Origin of the sequence: Streptomyces fructofermentans, from assembly GCF_014651055.1 — a bacterium.
Lineage (GTDB): Bacteria > Actinomycetota > Actinomycetes > Streptomycetales > Streptomycetaceae > Streptomyces > Streptomyces fructofermentans.
Genome location: NZ_BMWD01000004.1, coordinates 162,579 through 178,164, shown reverse-complemented (window position 1 = coordinate 178,164; position 15,586 = coordinate 162,579). Strand labels below are relative to the sequence as shown.

Below are 15,586 nucleotides of genomic sequence, written 5' to 3'. Positions count from 1 at the left end.
AGGGCGGGCGATCTTGTAGGGTCCGGCCCGTGACCAGCGAGATCACCCTCTTCGTCAATCCCACCGCGGGACGCGGCCGGGGCGCCCACGCGGCGCAGCCGGCCGCTTCGGCTCTCCGCGCGGCGGGCTTCTCCGTGCGCACGATCCTCGGCGAGGACGCCGCGGACGCCCTCACCCGCGCGCGAGCCGCCGTCCGGGGCGGCACGGGGGCCCTGGTGGCCGTCGGCGGCGACGGGATGGCGAGCCTCGCGCTCCAGGCGGTCGCCGGCACGCGGACCCCGCTGGGCCTGGTCGCCGTCGGCACCGGCAACGACTTCGCGCGCACGCTCGGGCTGCCCGTGCGCGACCCGGCCGCCGCGGGCCGCATCGTCGCGGACGCGCTCAAGGGCGACCGGCTGCGCGACATCGACCTGGGGCTCGTGAACGGCACCTGGTTCGGGACGGTCCTCGCCTCCGGGTTCGACTCCCGGGTCAACGACCGCGGCAACCGCATGAACTGGCCCGTGGGCCGCTTCCGGTACGACCTCGCGATGCTCGCCGAACTCGCCTCGCTCAAGCCCATCCCGTACCGGCTGACCCTCGACGACGGCGAGGTGCGGGAGATCGAGGCGACGCTCGTGGCCGTCGGCAACGGCAGCTCCTACGGGGGCGGCATGAGGATATGCGCGGACGCCGATCCCACCGACGGGCTCTTCGACGTCACGGTGGTCGGCGACTGCAGCCGCAGCACCCTGCTCACCGTCTTCCCGCGGGTCTACAAGGGCACCCATCTCAGCCATCCCAAGGTCACCGTGCACCGGGCCGCGAAGGTCGAACTCGCGGCCGACGGGATCACCGGGTACGCGGACGGGGAGCCGCTGGGCGCGCTGCCGCTGACCGCCCGGTGCGTACGCGGCGCCGTGCGGGTGGCCGGGCTCTGACAGGGCCCCGGGGCCCCTTCGGCGCCCGCTCCCGGGGCGTTTCGCCGGGGACGGCCGCCGGGTCCCGGACCGCAGCGCTCCGGATCGGCGGGCTCCGATCGAATAATGATCGTCCTGTTGTCAGCGGCGGCCGGTAGTCTCGAAAGCACGATGACAGAGGATCTCTCACCCGCCGAGCGGTATGCGGCAGCACGGAAGCGCGCCGTCGAGCAGGCCACCGCTCTCGCGGGCTTCCGCGAGATGTACGACTTCGGCCTCGACCCCTTCCAGATCGAGGCCTGCCGGGCCCTGGAGGCCGGCAAGGGCGTGCTGGTGGCCGCGCCCACCGGCTCGGGGAAGACGATCGTCGGCGAGTTCGCCGTCCACCTCGCCCTCCAGCAGGGCAAGAAGTGCTTCTACACCACGCCCATCAAGGCGCTGTCGAACCAGAAGTACGCCGACCTGGCCCGCCGCTACGGCGCGGACAAGGTGGGTCTGCTCACCGGCGACAACAGCGTCAACTCCGACGCGCCGGTGGTCGTGATGACCACCGAGGTGCTGCGGAACATGCTGTACGCGGGCTCACGGACCCTGCTCGGCCTCGGCTACGTCGTCATGGACGAGGTGCACTACCTCTCGGACCGCTTCCGCGGCGCCGTCTGGGAGGAAGTGATCATCCACCTCCCCGAGTCCGTGACCCTGGTCTCGCTGTCGGCGACCGTGTCGAACGCGGAGGAGTTCGGCGACTGGCTCGACACCGTGCGCGGCGACACCGAGGTGATCGTCTCCGAGCACCGGCCCGTGCCGCTGTTCCAGCACGTCCTCGCGGGGCGGCGGATGTACGACCTCTTCGAGGAGGGCGAGGGCCACAAGAAGGCCGTCAACCCCGACCTCACGCGCCTGGCGCGCATGGAGGCGAGCCGTCCCTCGTACCAGGACCGCAAGCGGGGGCGCGCCATGCGCGACGCCGACCGGGAGCGCGAGCGGCGCCAGCGGTCCCGGGTGTGGACACCCGGCCGGCCCGAGGTCATCGAGCGGCTCGACTCCGAGGGGCTGCTGCCCGCCATCACGTTCATCTTCAGCCGCGCGGCCTGCGAGGCCGCCGTCCAGCAGTGCCTGTACGCGGGCCTGCGGCTCAACGACGACGAGGCACGGGAACGGGTCCGCGCCCTCGTCGAGGAGCGCACGGCGTCCATCCCCGACGAGGACCTGCACGTCCTCGGCTACTTCGAGTGGCTCGAAGGCCTGGAGCGGGGCATCGCCGCCCACCACGCGGGCATGCTGCCGACCTTCAAGGAGGTCGTCGAGGAGCTCTTCGTACGCGGTCTGGTGAAGGCCGTGTTCGCCACCGAGACGCTCGCGCTCGGGATCAACATGCCCGCCCGCTCGGTGGTGCTGGAGAAGCTCGTCAAGTGGAACGGCGAGCAGCACGCGGACATCACCCCCGGCGAGTACACCCAGCTCACGGGCCGGGCGGGCCGACGCGGCATCGATGTCGAGGGCCACGCCGTGGTGCTGTGGCAGCGCGGCATGAACCCCGACCACCTGGCCGGCCTCGCGGGCACCCGCACGTATCCGCTGCGCTCCAGCTTCAAGCCGTCGTACAACATGGCGGTGAACCTGGTCGAGCAGTTCGGGCGGCACCGTTCGCGCGAGCTGCTGGAGACCTCGTTCGCGCAGTTCCAGGCGGACAAGTCCGTCGTCGGGATCTCCCGTCAGGTGCAGCGCAACGAGGAGGGGCTCGAAGGCTACAAGGAGTCGATGACCTGCCACCTCGGGGACTTCGAGGAGTACGCGCGGCTGCGCCGCGACCTCAAGGACCGCGAGACGGAGCTGGCCAAGCAGGGGGCGACCCAGCGGCGGGCCGAGGCGGCCGTCTCCCTGGAGCGGCTCAAGCCGGGCGACGTCATCCACGTGCCGACCGGCAAGTTCGCGGGGCTCGCCCTCGTGCTCGATCCGGGACTCCCTGCGGGACGGTCCAACGGGCACCGCGGCTTCGAGCACCACGACGGCCCGCGTCCGCTGGTGCTGACCGCCGAGCGCCAGGTCAAGCGGCTCAACACCACGGACTTCCCGGTGCCCGTCGAGGCGCTGGAGCGGATGCGCATCCCGAAGTCGTTCAACGCGCGCTCGCCGCAGTCGCGCCGCGACCTGGCCTCCGCGCTGCGCACCAAGGCCGGGCACATCGTGCCCGAACGGCACCGCAGGGGGCGTGCCGAGGCCGCCGACGACCGCGAGATCGCGCGGCTGCGCACGGAGATCAGGGCGCACCCCTGCCACGGGTGCAGCGACCGCGAGGACCACGCCCGCTGGGCGGAGCGGTACCACCGGCTGCGGCGCGACACCGCGCAGCTGGAGCAGCGCATCGAGGGCCGGACGAACACCATCGCCCGTACCTTCGACCGTATCGTCGCGCTCCTCACCGAGCTGGACTACCTGCGCGGCAACGAGGTCACGGAGCACGGCAAGCGGCTCGCCCGGCTGTACGGCGAGATGGACCTGCTGTCCAGCGAGTGCCTGCGCGAGGGCGTCTGGGAGGGACTCGACCCTGCCGAACTCGCCGCGTGCGTCTCGGCTCTCGTGTACGAGTCCCGGGCGGGCGACGACGCGATGGCGCCGAAGCTGCCGGCCGGGCGGGCGAAGGCCGCGCTGGGCGAGATGGTCCGCATCTGGGGGCGGCTCGACGCCCTGGAGGAGGACTTCCGCATCACGCAGACCGAGGGCGTCGGCCAGCGCGAGCCCGACCTGGGCTTCGCCTGGGCGGCCTACCAGTGGGCCTCCGGCAAGGGGCTCGACGAGGTGCTGCGCGAGGCGGAGATGCCCGCCGGCGACTTCGTGCGCTGGTGCAAGCAGGTCATCGACGTGCTGGGGCAGATCTCGGCCGCGGCGCCCGTCTCCAAGGCGGACTCCACGGTGGCGAAGAACGCGCGCAAGGCCGTCGACCAACTCCTGCGCGGAGTGGTCGCGTACTCCTCGGTGGGCTGAGCGCCCCTCGGACGGACCCGCGGACGCTCCCGGAGGGAGCCACGGGTCTTCCGGGGGCGGCGGGGCACGGCGGTGAGCGGCGGTACGGGTGGCCGGCCGGTGGGCCGCGGGTCACCCGACCGGGCAGGTCGCCGGACCGGACGGGGCGCGGGAACCGGGGCGCCCCCGGACGCGCCGCGATCCGGTGTGCTTCCCGCGCGCGGTCCGGTGTGTGCGTGGCGGAACGGGGTTCATCGCGTGGCGTCCCCGGCCGGGGACCCGCGGGTGTCGGTCACGCGTCCGGTGACGACAGGTGGGCCCGCCAGCCGCCGCAGGCGGTGATGTCCCGCGCGCCCTCAAGGGCGGCCGGTTCGCACAGGAAGCCGGGTACCGCGGTGCCGTCGGCCAGCTCCACCCGGCCCAGCGCCATCGGCCGGGGGAGCGCCGCCAGCAGCCGGCCGAGCCCCTCGGCGGGCAGCCGCCACACCTCGGCCTCGATCGCCGCACCGCCCCCGCCCTCGCCCACGTGGACGAGGCCGGGCTTGGGCGGCTCGGTGGCCAGGGCGTGCAGCCGGTACACGGGCGCGGTCGTCGTCGTACGGTCCAGCGTGGCGCCCAGCGCCAGGAGTTGACCGCTCAGCGGCTGGCCGGAGAGATGCGCGCCGACCACGGCGAGCCGTACCTCGGGTGCCTCCAGGGCGCGGGCGATCAGGGCGAGGCGTTCGTCGGTGGACGCCGGGCCGACCAGCATCACCCCGAAGGGCAGCCCGGACACCTCACCCGCCGGGACGGCAACGGCGGCCAGGTCGAAGAGGTTCGTGGAGTTGGTGAAGCGGCCGAGGCGCGCGTTGGCTCCCAACGGGTCGGCGGCCACCTCCGCGAGCGTGGGGTGGCCCGGTGCCGTCGGCAGCAGCAGGGCGTCCGCGTCGCCGAGTTCCGCCAGCGCGCGGGTCCGCAGGCGGGCCAGCCGGTCCTGGTCGGCGAACAGCCGGTGGGCGGGGATGTCCCGGGCGCGGGTGATGATGCCGGCGACGGTCGGATCGAGACCGGCCCCGCCCGCCGAGAGCGACTTGTCGACGAAGTCGCCGACCGCCGTGTACCGCTCGGCCACGAACGCGCCCTCGTACAGCAGGGCGGCCGCCTCCGTGAAGGGCGTCAGGTCGAGCGGGCGCAGCTCCGCCCCCGCGTCCCGCAGCCGTGCGGCGGCCGCCTCGAAGGCCTCCGCCCAGCCCTCGTCCAGCGCGCCGAGCCGCTCACGCGGCGGGACGGCGACACGCCACGGGCCCGGAGCGCGCCCCGGGACCGGTCGGGCCGCCCGGCCGGCGGGCGAGGCCATGTGGGCAAGGGCCTCCTGGGCCTGTGCGAGGGTGCGGGCGAACACGGTCACGCAGTCGAGGGAGGCGCAGGCCGGGACCACGCCCTCCGTGGGGACCAGCCCCCGGGTGGGCTTCAGGCCGACGACGCCGTTGAACGCGGCGGGCACCCGGCCGCTCCCGGCCGTGTCCGTGCCGAGCGCCAGGTCCACGATGCCGAGGGCCACGGCGACGGCGCTGCCCGAGCTGGAGCCGCCGCTGACGCGCCGCGGGTCGTACGCGTTGCGGACGGCGCCGTACGGGGAGCGGGTGCCGACCAGGCCGGTGGCGAACTGGTCCAGGTTCGTGGTGCCCAGCACCAGGGCGCCCGCCAGGCGGAGCCGGGCCACCGCCGGGGCGTCGGTCTCCGGCCGGTGCGAGTAGGCCGGGCAGCCCGCCGTGGTGGGCAGTCCGGCGACGTCGATGTTGCCCTTCACCGCCAGCAGGCGCCCCGCGAGGGGGAGGTGGTGGCCCGCGGCGAGCCGGGCGTCGATCCCGGCCGCCTCGGCCTCCACCTCGGGCCGGGCACGCAGATCGATCCAGATCTCGGGGCGGTCGACCGCCTCGACGCGGGCGTAGGCCGCGCGGACACGGGTCAGGACGGGGGTCGGGGCCGTGCCCCGGGTCCGGGTCGACATCCGGTGCTCCTTGCTCGGGGGTGCGGGGTGGTCGGCGGGCCGGCCGGTCGTGGCACGGCCGCGCTCCGGCGTACCGGAGCGGTGTGCGCGCCCCCGGTCCGATGCGCGTGGACCGGGGGCAATCCTTGCGGAGCGGGGAGGGCGGGTGCCCGGAAGCCCGGGCGCCCGGCCGCCGGAGGGGCGGATCGGGCTCAGGGGGAGGGCACGGCCGGTCCCGCCGCCGGTCCCAGCACGAGCAGGGCCGTTCCGGCCTCCACCTGGTCGCCGGGGGAGGCGAGGAGTTCGACGACCACTCCGTCCATGGGCGCCGGGACCCGGGACTCCATCTTCATCGCCTCCAGCGCCAGCAGGGGCTGCCCCTCGGTCACGGTGTCCCCCACGCCGACGTTCAGCTGCCACACCGACGCGGCGAACTCGGCCTCCACGAGGCGGCCGCCCGGCGGGACCGCCACCTCGGCGGAGGACACGGGCGCAGCCGCGACGGCCTCCGCCCGGGTGAACTCGCCCGCCGCCTCCCAGGCGTCCCGTTCGGCGGCGAAGGCCGCGCCCTGCCGGACCCGGAACTCCTCGATGGACTCGGCCTCGTCGGCGAGGAACGCCTCGTAGGAGGCGAGCGAGAAGGTGCCCTCCTCGATCCTCGGCACGAACCGTCCGGAGATGATGTCGGCGCGCAGTTCCTGCAGTTCGTCCGCCTCCACCGGATACCACTTGACGCGGTCGAAGAAGCGCAGCAGCCACGGCGAGCCGGGCTCGAAGGCGCCGCGCTGCTGCCAGCCCGACCACACCTGGGTGGTGCGGCCGACGAACTGGTAGCCGCCGGGCCCCTCCATGCCGTAGACGCAGAGGTACGCGCCGCCGATGCCGACCGAGTTCTCGGCCGTCCAGGTCCGCGCCGGGTTGTACTTGGTCGTGACGAGCCGGTGGCGGGGGTCGAGCGGCGTCGCCACCGGCGCCCCGAGGTACACGTCGCCCAGGCCGAGGACCAGGTACTCCGCGTCGAACACCGTGCGGTACACGTCGGCGACCGAGTCCAGGCCGTTGACCCGGCGGATGAACTCGATGTTCCAAGGGCACCAGGGGGCGTCGTCGCGCACGCCCGCCATGTAGCGGGCGATGGCCTCGCGGGTCGCCGGGTCGTCCCACGACAGCGGGAGGTGGACGGTGCGGGACGGCACCACGAGCCGGTCTGCCGGCGGCAGGGCGGCGACGATCCCGCGCACCAGGGCGAGGAGTTCGGGCAGGGGCAGCTCGTCGGGGTCCGTCCGGACCTGGAGCGAGCGGATGCCCGGCGTGATGTCCGCGACGCCGGGCGGCGCGGCCGCCGACACGGCCTCCATCAGCGCGTGCACCCGCATCCGCAGGGCCAGGTCCAGTTGCATGGGCCCGAACTCGACGAGCAGGTTGTCGTCGCCGCCGCGCCGGTACGTCACGTCGGCGTCCCGCGCCAGCACGCCGCCGTCGGCGATCTCCGGGCGGTCGGCCACCGGCTCGGCGGCCGGGGCGCGCCGCAGCCGCGCGGCCTCGGGCACGGTCACCGGCACGAACCGCACGGTGTCCCCGGGGCGGAGCTGCCCCAGCTTCCACCGCTGCCCCGTCGCTACGGTCGCCGGGCACACGAACCCGCCGAGCGAGGGCCCGTCCGGGCCCAGCAGCACGGGCATGTCGCCGGTGTAGTCGACGGCACCCACCGAGTAGGGCGTGTCGTGGATGTTGGAGGGGTGCAGGCCGGCCTCGCCGCCGTCGGCGCGCGCCCAGCGGGGCTTGGGCCCGACCAGCCGCACACCCGTGCGCGCCGAGTTGAAGTGCACCTTCCACTCGGCGGCGTAGAACTCGCGGATGTCCTCCTCGGTGAAGAACTCCGGTGCCGCGTGCGGGCCTTCGAGGACGCCGATCGACCATCCGGACCCGAGCACCGGGCGTTCGGGCGCGGGCACCGGCCCGCCGGGGACGACCGCGGCGCCGCCGTGCAGGACGTCGCCCGTCCGCAGGGCCCGCCCCCCGTGCCCGCCGAACCGGCCCAGGGTGAAGGTGGCGGCACTGCCCAGGTGGGGCGGTACGTCCAACCCGCCGCCCGCGACGAGGACGTACGTCCGCAGTCCGTGCTCCGTGGGGGCCCCGACCGCGAGTTCGCCGCCCGCGGGGACCGTCACCGGCTCCCACTGCGGGACCTCGGCCCCGTCGAGCGTGACCCTCGCCGAGGCGCCGGAGACGCACACGGTCGTCGGGTGCGTGAAGCGCAGGGTCGGCCCCTGGAGGGTGCATTCGAGGCCCGGTGCCCCCTCGTCGTTGCCGAGCGCCCTGTTGCCGAGCCGGAACGACAGGTCGTCCATCGGCCCGCACGGCGGCACGCCCACCTGCCAGTACCCGGTGCGTCCCGGCCAGTCCTGCACCGTCGTCAGGGTGCCGCCGGCGACGACCTCGATCCGGGGCGTCGGGTCGCCGATGCCCCCGAGGGTGCCGGTGGAGTGCGCGGCGGCCCGGAAGCCGGCGTCCGCCAGGGCTGCCCTGACCAGTCCGAGGTTGGTCTCGATGCCGTCGACCCGTGTCGCCGCGAGCGCGGCGTCCAGCCGTTCCAGCGCCTGGGCCCGGTCGGAGCCGTACGCGACGATCTTGGCGAGCATCGGGTCGTACGCCGTGGTGACCTCGGTGCCCGTCTCGATCCAGCCGTCCACGCGGACGCCGTCCGGGAACGCGACCCGGGTCAGCAGCCCGGCGCTGGGGCGGTGTCCGCGCGAGGGGTCCTCGGCGTACAGCCGTGCCTCGACGGCGTGGCCGCGCGGCTCGCCCTGGTCGCGTACGACGTCCGCCTCGCCGCGGGCCAGGCGCAGCATCCAGGCGACGAGGTCGACGCCGTGGACCTCCTCCGTGACCGGGTGCTCCACCTGGAGACGGGTGTTGACCTCCAGGAAGTAGGCCTCCTCGCGGGCGGCGTCGTACACGAACTCCACGGTCCCGGCGGAGCGGTAGCCGACCGAGGCGCACAGCTCGCGGGCCGAGTCGGCGAGCCGCGCGCGGACCCGGTCGGGCAGGCCGGGCGCGGGGGCCTCCTCGACCACCTTCTGGTTGCGGCGCTGGAGGGAGCAGTCGCGGTCGCCGAGGGTCACGACCTTGCCCGCGCCGTCGCCGAAGACCTGCACCTCGACATGCCGGGCGTGCTCCACGAGGCGTTCGAGGAAGACGCCCGCGGAGGAGAAGGAGGCCGCGGCCACGCGCTGCACCCGCTCCCACGCGTCGGTGAGCTCGTCGGCGGACCGGCACGCCGACATGCCGATGCCGCCGCCCCCGCCGGTGGCCTTGAGCATGACGGGGTAGCCGATCGCGGACGCCTCGGCGAGGGCGGTGCCGAGCGAGCCGAGGAGCCCGGTGCCGGGGGCGAGGGGGACGCCCGCCGCCTCGGCCGCGGCCCGCGCGGTGTGCTTGGCGCCGAACAGTTCGAGCTGACCGGGCGTCGGGCCGACGAACACGATGCCGGCGTCCTCGCAGCGCCGGGCGAAGGACGCGTCCTCGGACAGGAAGCCGTAGCCCGGGTGGATCGCGCCCGCGCCGGTGTCCTTGGCCGCGCGCAGCACCAGGTCGGCGTCGAGGTACGACTCCTTCGCGGGCGCGGGGCCGAGCCGTACGGACTCGTCCGCCAGCCGGACGTGCGGCGCGGAACGGTCGGGGTCGGAGTACACCGCGACGGTCCGCAGGCCCAGTTGCCGGGCCGTGCGGATGATCCGTACCGCGATCTCGCCCCGGTTGGCCACGAGGAGCGTGTCGAAGGTCATCGGGCACCTCCGTCCGGGCCGCCCGCCGCGGTGATCGTCATGCCGACGGCCGTCGGCTCGAATCCGTTGCACGGGTTGTTGACCTGGGGGCAGTTGGAGACGAGGACGAGCACGTCCCGTTCGGCCCGCAGCGTCAGCCTCCGGCCGGGTGCGGAGAGGCCGTCGACGATGCCGAGGGTGCCGTCCGGCTCCACCGGCACGTTCATGTACCAGTTGATGTTCGAGACGAGGTCGCGCTTGCCCAGGCCGTGGCGGGCTCCCTCCGCGAGGAAGTTGTCCACGCACGCGTGCTGCGACCACGTGTGGTGGCCGTACCTGAGGGTGTTCGACTCCTTGGAGCAGGCGCCGCCGAGCGTGTCGTGCCGGCCGACCTCGTCCTCGACGACGGTCATGAGCGGGGTGTGCTCGTTGGACATCAGCACGCTGCCCGCGGTGAGGAAGATGCCGCCCTGCGCCTGCACGGTGTCGGGGGCGCTGTAGCGGACGGCCGTGTCGTGGGCGTCGTACACGAGGCAGTCGACGGCCTGGTTGCCGTGCAGGTCGGTGACCGTCAGCGTCTCCCCGGCCCGGACGACCGACGACCAGGCGGCACGCGCCGGGACGACGGTGCCCGTGTCCGTGTCGATGTGCGTCCTGGTCCTCCTGTACGGGGCCGGGTGCGCGTCAGCGCCCTTGTCCGTGCCCGTACTTGTGGCCGTGCCCGTGTGCGTGCTCATGCGAGCCCCCTGGCGGCGAGGAATTCGGTGGTGTTGAGGAAGGCGCGGCGGCCCTCGGGCGTCGCGTCCCACAGGGGGTCGCCGGGCCCCGTGGCCGAGGCGCGCCAGGCGAGCACCTCCAGCGGGGTGCTGACGTACTCGGGGCGGGGGTCCGCCGGGTGCGGCACGTTCGCGACGAGCACCGTGACCGCCTGCTCGGCCCGCAGGGTGACGCTGCCGCCGGGGCCCGCCGAACCGGTGAAGCCGAGCGAGCCGTCGCCGCCCACCTCCACGCCCTGGAAGAAGGAGAGCGAGGGCGGCAGGTCGCGCGGTTCCAGGCCGTTCTTGGCCGCGGCCAGCTTGAACAGTTCGCGTCCGGCGGGGGAGGCGGACTGCGGGGTGCCGTCGCCGTAGCGCAGGGTGTTGCGGACGAGCGTGGAGGTGCCGCACAGCGCGTCGTGCCGCCCCGAGGTGTCGGCGGTCAGCGAGGCGAGGACGCGGCCCTGGTCGGAGAGGAGCAGCCTGCCCTCTCCCAGGTAGGCGTTCCACTGCACCTTGACCGTGTCGGCCACGTTCAGCCGCTCCCAGGGCCGGTCGGCGGCGTACAGCAGCAGATGCGCGCATGCGTCGCCCCGGAGGTCGGTCAGGCGCAGTTCGGTCCCGCGGGCCAGGACGCGGTGCGTGTAGCCGCCGCCCGCGACGGTCTCGGCCCACACCAGGTGGCCCGCCTCGCAGGGCGGTGCGGGCCAGTCGCCGGCCGGCACGACCGGCATGGCCTCGGTGCGCGTGCTCTCCTGTGCCCGGGCGTGGGCACGGGCTCCGTACGTGGTCGCTGTCGCCATCGCGGGACCTCCGGCTCCGATGTCATTTCTGTCGCCCGACAGAAATTAGGAGGCGGGCGGGTCCGCGCCGTTGCCCGTACGTTGCCGGGCGGTTACCGATCGCTCACCGGGACCGCCGCGCGGGGCGGTGTGCGAGGATCGAACGCATGGGTTCCAGTGGGCGGCGGGTCGGCAGGCCCCGCGCCGAGCAGCGGCCGGACAGCGGTGTTCCGCCCCGTGACGAACTGCTCGCCGCCGCCGCGGAGTTGTTCACGACCAGTGGGTACGCGGCCACCACCACCCGGGCGGTCGCCGAGCGCGCCGGGATGCGCCAGGCGTCCATGTACCACTACGTGTCCGGCAAGGAGGAACTCCTCGCCGCGCTGCTGGAGTCGACGGTGACGCCGTCGCTGGCGCTCGCCCGGCGGCTCCTCGCCGACGACTCCCGGCCCGCCGTCGAGCGGCTGTGGGAGCTGTGCCGTTCCGACGTGGAACTGCTCTGCGGCGGCCCGCACAACCTCGGCGGCCTCTACCTGCTCCCCGAGGTCCGCTCGGAGCGGTTCGCCGGGTTCCACGCCGTCCGCGCCGAACTCAAGGACACGTACCGGCAGTTGCTCGCGGCGACCGAGGCGGGCGGCGCGCTCGCCAAGAGCGCGCTGGACCTCCGTACGGACCTGGTGTTCGGTCTCATCGAAGGGGTGATCCTCGTGCACCGCTCCGACCCGGAGCGCCCGGTGTCGGCCTTCGCGGAGGCGACCGCCGACGCGGCGCTGCGCATCGCCGGGGTCTGATCCGGCGCGGCTCGTACGCACCCGATCGTCCCCGTACGCATCCCGGACGCATCCCGGACGTCCCGAGTGCCGCCGAGTGCGGCGCGCGACGGCTCCCGAGGTCCTACGGAGTTCGCGCGGGACCGCTCCCGGTGTCCGTGCGAGACCGCTCCCGGTGTCCCACGGGATCTCCCGGAGTCCGCGCGGGGCCGTCGCAGGGCACGGGCCGCGAGGGTGTCCCACCCCTTCTGATGAGGGGTTTTCGCATGTCCGTCCACTGTGACGCAGAGTGTGCGAATGGTGCCGCAGCGTGCAAATGAGGCAGAGGGTACTCCTGCCGCGAGGGCGATTTCAGGCGCTTGCGGAATATGACACAGCGATGATCCGGTCGGACTAAGCTCGCCCGCAGCGCACCGAGTTGAGGTGTAATCGTGCGCTTGTTCCCAATGTTCCGATGATCCAGTGATCTCCCCCCAGACCTCCAGCCGACCTGTCTCAGAAGGCATACATGGTGAGTGTTCAAACCCCTCCCGGTGGCCGTGAACTTCCCTACGCGCGTGTGTTGTTGCTGCCTGCCATAGCGTTGGCCGCGGCGACCGGGGCGGCCGTCGCCCTGGTGGCGCAGCCGGCCCGGACGGCGGTCGGCTGGTGCGGCGCCGTGGCGACGCTGCTCGTGATCGCCACGGCCGCCGAGGCCGTCCGCCGCGGTCGCCTCATGCGCGCGGCCCGCGCCGAACTCGCCCACCGCACCGAGGTGATGGAGCGGCGCGTGGCCCTCCACGACGCCGAGATCGACCATCTGCGCGAGGAACTGCTGCCGGCCGTGCTCGTGCGCATGCGCGGGGGCAAGTCGCCGCATGAAGCGATCCGTCTGACGATCGACCACGACCCCGGCAACCGGAACATCCCCCCGTCCCAGCGCGCCCTGCTGGTCGAACTCCTGCGGATCGTGGACAACGAGGAGCTCCAGCGCGAGGCCGCCCAGCGCTCGTTCGTCGACATCGCCCGGCGCGTCCAGGCGATCGTCCACCAGCAGAACAAGGAACTGCGCGAGATGGAGGAGGACCACGGGCGCAACCCCGAGGTCTTCGACGACCTGCTGCGCATCGACCACGGCACCGCGCTGATCGGCCGTCTCGCCGACTCCATCGCCGTGCTCGGCGGCGGCCGCCCCGGGCGCCAGTGGCCCCGGCCCGTGCCGCTCTACAGCGTGCTGCGGGGTGCCATGTCCCGCATCCTGGAGTACCGGCGCATCGAGCTGCACTCCATCGCCAAGGTCGCCGCCAACGGCATCCATGTCGAGCCGATCATCCACGCGGCCGCCGAACTCCTCGACAACGCCACCCGCTACTCGCCGCCGCACACCAAGGTGCACGTCACCGCGGTCGAGGTGCAGACCGGTGTCGCCATCGAGATCGAGGACGCCGGCGTCAGCCTCAGCGAGGAGGCCCGCACCCGGGCCGAGAAGATGCTGGAGCAGGCCGCGGCCGGCGCCGACCTGAACAACCTCGGTGAGAGCCCCCGGCTCGGCCTCGCCGTCGTCGGCCGCCTGATGGACATGTACGACATGCAGGTCTCGCTGAGGCAGTCCGCCTACGGCGGCGTGCGCGCCGTGCTGGTCGTGCCGCGCAGGATGCTCACCGAGGAGCCCGCGCCCGGTCTCGCCCACGGCATCGGCGCCGCGGCGGTGCCGAAGGTCGACTTCGGCGGTGTCGAGGGACCCAAGCGCGTGGAGAAGAAGCGCCGTCCCACCACCGGTCCCCGCATCTCCACGCCGGAGGGCATGGAGGACGACGTCCCCGAGGTCACGGAGTGGACCGCCAACGGCCTTCCGCAGCGCCGCAGCCGGGTCAAGGTCCCCTACAGCCAGCGCGTACTGGAGGCGCGGGCCGCCGCCGAGGAGGCGGAGACCGCCCGGCGTGAGGGCCGCCCCGTCATCGACTGGACCCGGTCGTCCACCCAGGTGCCCTCCCCGGCGAAGAAGAAGGAGGAGAAGGAACCCGGTCTGTGGGTCGAGGCGTTCATGGCCGGCCTCAAGGGCGGAGACGAAGAGCAGCAGCAGACGTCCGCAGACACGACCGGTCCCGCCCGCACGGAGGCCGATGACGAGGGGGACCTCAAGTGATCCAGCAGCGAGCCAACTTCGACTGGATGCTCAAGGAGCTGTCCGACGGGGTGTACGGGACCCGGCAGGTCGTCGTGCTCTCCGCGGACGGGCTGCGCATCGCGCGCTACGGCGGCGACCCCGACGCCGCCGACCGCATCGCCGCCGCCTGCGCGGGGCTCCAGAGCCTCGCGGGGGCCGTCGCGACCGAGATCCCCGACACCGACGGCAAGATGCGGATGGTCATCATCGAGATGGAGGGCGGCTACTTCTACATGATGGCCGCCGGTCCCAACGCCTACCTCGCGGTGCTCGCCGAGGCCCATGTGGACGCCGGACTCATGAGCGCGCGGATGCGCGACCTCGTCGTACGGATCGGTGCCCATCTGACGAGTCCGCCCCGGCGGAACGGGCAGACCGTATGACTCCTCCGCAACGACGTCGGCGCGTTCCGAAGGAGGCGCCGGAGGAATCACCCCCAGCTCCTGCGGAAGGGCAGGGCAAGGGAAGCGACCCGGAGCGGCTCTACGTCGTCACCGGACAGGTCGAGGGCGGAGACCGTGCCGAACTCGACCTGGTGACCCTGATCGTGGCGCATTCCGACGCCCCGCCCACCGCGCAGCCGGAACAGTCGGCACTGCTCCGGCTGTGCCGGGCCCCCATGTCCGTGGCCGAGGTCTCGGCCTATCTCAATCTGCCGTTCAGCGTGGTGACCGTACTGCTGACCGAGCTGCTGACGGCTGAACTGGTACAGGCGCGTGCTCCGATCGTCCGCTCGGAGCTGCCCGACCGTTCCCTCCTCGAAGCGGTGATGCATGGACTTCAAAAGCTCTGACACCATCACGGGTCCTCGTGCCGAGGACCACCTCCCGCAGACGGCGACGGCCGCGGTGAAGATCGTGATCGTGGGCGGTTTCGGGGTCGGCAAGACCACGATGGTCGGCTCGGTCAGCGAGATCAGGCCGCTGACCACCGAAGAGACCATGACCCAGGCCGGCATCGGTGTCGACGACAACTACGGCTCCGACTCCAAGACGGCCACCACCGTGGCCATGGACTTCGGGCGCATCAGCATCACCGAGCAACTGGTGCTCTACCTGTTCGGCACGCCGGGACAGGAGCGCTTCTGGTTCCTGTGGAACGGCCTGTTCGAGGGCGCGCTGGGCGCGGTCGTCCTGATCGACACCCGCCGCCTGGAAGTCAGCTTCGACGTCATCGGGCGTCTGGAGGAGCGCGGTGTGCCCTTCGTCGTCGCCGTCAACGACTTCCCGGACGGGCCCCGTTACCCGATGGAGGACCTCCGCGCGGCGCTCGACCTCTCCGACGAGATCCCCATGGTGAAGTGCGACGCGCGGCGCCGGGCGTCCAGCCGTGACGTGCTGATGACGCTGATGCGCTTCCTGCACTCGATCGCGATGGCGTCGGCCCCGGCCAGGACCTGACCCGGCCGATCACGACGGGGTCGGTCCGGGACCCGGCCCGGTCCCGCACGGACCGGACGGCGACCCGGCCCGGTCCCGCACCGACCGGACGGCGACCCGGCCCCGCACCCGCACCACCCGGACTCCCGAGACAG

At 73.4% G+C, this 15,586-nt stretch carries 11 protein-coding genes; 7 read left to right on the top strand and 4 right to left on the bottom strand.

The features are described 5' to 3' along the window. Positions 1 to 29: 29 nt before the first annotated feature. Together IE265_RS07655 and IE265_RS07650 are read left to right on the top strand one after the other, a co-directional pair. Positions 30 to 920: a diacylglycerol kinase gene (locus IE265_RS07655; RefSeq protein ID WP_190034609.1), complete on the top strand. Its 891-nt coding sequence runs from the start codon at positions 30 to 32 to the stop codon at positions 918 to 920. Between the two features lie 105 nt (positions 921 to 1,025). After that, positions 1,026 to 3,884 carry a DEAD/DEAH box helicase gene (locus IE265_RS07650; RefSeq protein ID WP_190034608.1) on the top strand — a complete coding sequence of 953 codons (2,859 nt, stop codon included), beginning with the start codon at positions 1,026 to 1,028 and terminating at the stop codon, positions 3,882 to 3,884. A 271-nt stretch (positions 3,885 to 4,155) separates the two neighbouring features. On the opposite strand, the gene atzF is transcribed toward IE265_RS07650, so the two are convergent. The 4 genes from atzF to IE265_RS07630 all read right to left on the bottom strand — a co-directional run bounded on the left by atzF (position 4,156) and on the right by IE265_RS07630 (position 11,157). Beyond that, positions 4,156 to 5,853, bottom strand: a complete 1,698-nt coding sequence (gene atzF / locus IE265_RS07645; RefSeq protein ID WP_190034607.1) for an allophanate hydrolase — start codon at positions 5,851 to 5,853, stop codon at positions 4,156 to 4,158. Between the two features lie 191 nt (positions 5,854 to 6,044). After that, the gene (gene uca / locus IE265_RS07640; RefSeq protein WP_190034606.1) at positions 6,045 to 9,620 is read right to left on the bottom strand and encodes an urea carboxylase; all 3,576 of its coding nucleotides are present in this window, start codon (positions 9,618 to 9,620) and stop codon (positions 6,045 to 6,047) included. Beyond that, entirely contained in the window at positions 9,617 to 10,336 is a 720-nt protein-coding gene (locus IE265_RS07635; RefSeq protein ID WP_229916081.1) for an urea amidolyase associated protein UAAP2, read from the bottom strand. The genes uca and IE265_RS07635 overlap by 4 nt, the downstream gene beginning before the upstream one ends. Then, on the bottom strand, positions 10,333 to 11,157 hold the full coding sequence (locus IE265_RS07630) for an urea amidolyase associated protein UAAP1 (RefSeq protein WP_190034605.1): 825 nt from the start codon (positions 11,155 to 11,157) through the stop codon (positions 10,333 to 10,335). The genes IE265_RS07635 and IE265_RS07630 overlap by 4 nt, the downstream gene beginning before the upstream one ends. Positions 11,158 to 11,303: 146 nt before the next feature. On the opposite strand from IE265_RS07630, the gene IE265_RS07625 reads away from it, so the two are divergent. The 5 genes from IE265_RS07625 (at position 11,304) to IE265_RS07605 (ending at position 15,452) form a co-directional block, all read left to right on the top strand. Next, entirely contained in the window at positions 11,304 to 11,927 is a 624-nt protein-coding gene (locus tag IE265_RS07625; protein ID WP_190034604.1) for a TetR/AcrR family transcriptional regulator, read from the top strand. Positions 11,928 to 12,414: 487 nt separating this feature from the next. Continuing rightward, a complete protein-coding gene (locus IE265_RS07620) occupies positions 12,415 to 14,031 on the top strand; it encodes a sensor histidine kinase (RefSeq protein WP_190034603.1) in 1,617 nt (538 codons plus the stop codon). Then, entirely contained in the window at positions 14,028 to 14,435 is a 408-nt protein-coding gene (locus IE265_RS07615) for a roadblock/LC7 domain-containing protein (RefSeq protein WP_107019841.1), read from the top strand. The genes IE265_RS07620 and IE265_RS07615 overlap by 4 nt, the downstream gene beginning before the upstream one ends. Next, positions 14,432 to 14,845 (top strand): DUF742 domain-containing protein, encoded by a 414-nt coding sequence (locus IE265_RS07610; RefSeq protein WP_190034602.1) that lies wholly within the window; start codon positions 14,432 to 14,434, stop codon positions 14,843 to 14,845. Before IE265_RS07615 ends, IE265_RS07610 begins: the two co-directional genes overlap by 4 nt. Beyond that, a complete protein-coding gene (locus IE265_RS07605) occupies positions 14,826 to 15,452 on the top strand; it encodes a GTP-binding protein (RefSeq protein WP_190034601.1) in 627 nt (208 codons plus the stop codon). The genes IE265_RS07610 and IE265_RS07605 overlap by 20 nt, the downstream gene beginning before the upstream one ends. The last annotated feature ends 134 nt before the right edge of the window (positions 15,453 to 15,586 follow it).

What these genes read in the sequence shown, in the direction of transcription:
- IE265_RS07650 (WP_190034608.1), top strand. Translation starts at nt 1,026, where the DNA reads ATGATCGTCCTGTTGTCAGCGGCGGCCGGTAGTCTCGAAAGCACGATG.
- atzF (WP_190034607.1), bottom strand. Translation starts at nt 5,853, where the DNA reads ATGTCGACCCGGACCCGGGGCACGGCCCCGACCCCCGTCCTGACCCGT.
- uca (WP_190034606.1), bottom strand. Translation starts at nt 9,620, where the DNA reads ATGACCTTCGACACGCTCCTCGTGGCCAACCGGGGCGAGATCGCGGTA.
- IE265_RS07635 (WP_229916081.1), bottom strand. Translation starts at nt 10,336, where the DNA reads ATGAGCACGCACACGGGCACGGCCACAAGTACGGGCACGGACAAGGGC.
- IE265_RS07630 (WP_190034605.1), bottom strand. Translation starts at nt 11,157, where the DNA reads ATGGCGACAGCGACCACGTACGGAGCCCGTGCCCACGCCCGGGCACAG.
- IE265_RS07625 (WP_190034604.1), top strand. Translation starts at nt 11,304, where the DNA reads ATGGGTTCCAGTGGGCGGCGGGTCGGCAGGCCCCGCGCCGAGCAGCGG.
- IE265_RS07620 (WP_190034603.1), top strand. Translation starts at nt 12,415, where the DNA reads ATGGTGAGTGTTCAAACCCCTCCCGGTGGCCGTGAACTTCCCTACGCG.
- IE265_RS07610 (WP_190034602.1), top strand. Translation starts at nt 14,432, where the DNA reads ATGACTCCTCCGCAACGACGTCGGCGCGTTCCGAAGGAGGCGCCGGAG.
- IE265_RS07605 (WP_190034601.1), top strand. Translation starts at nt 14,826, where the DNA reads ATGGACTTCAAAAGCTCTGACACCATCACGGGTCCTCGTGCCGAGGAC.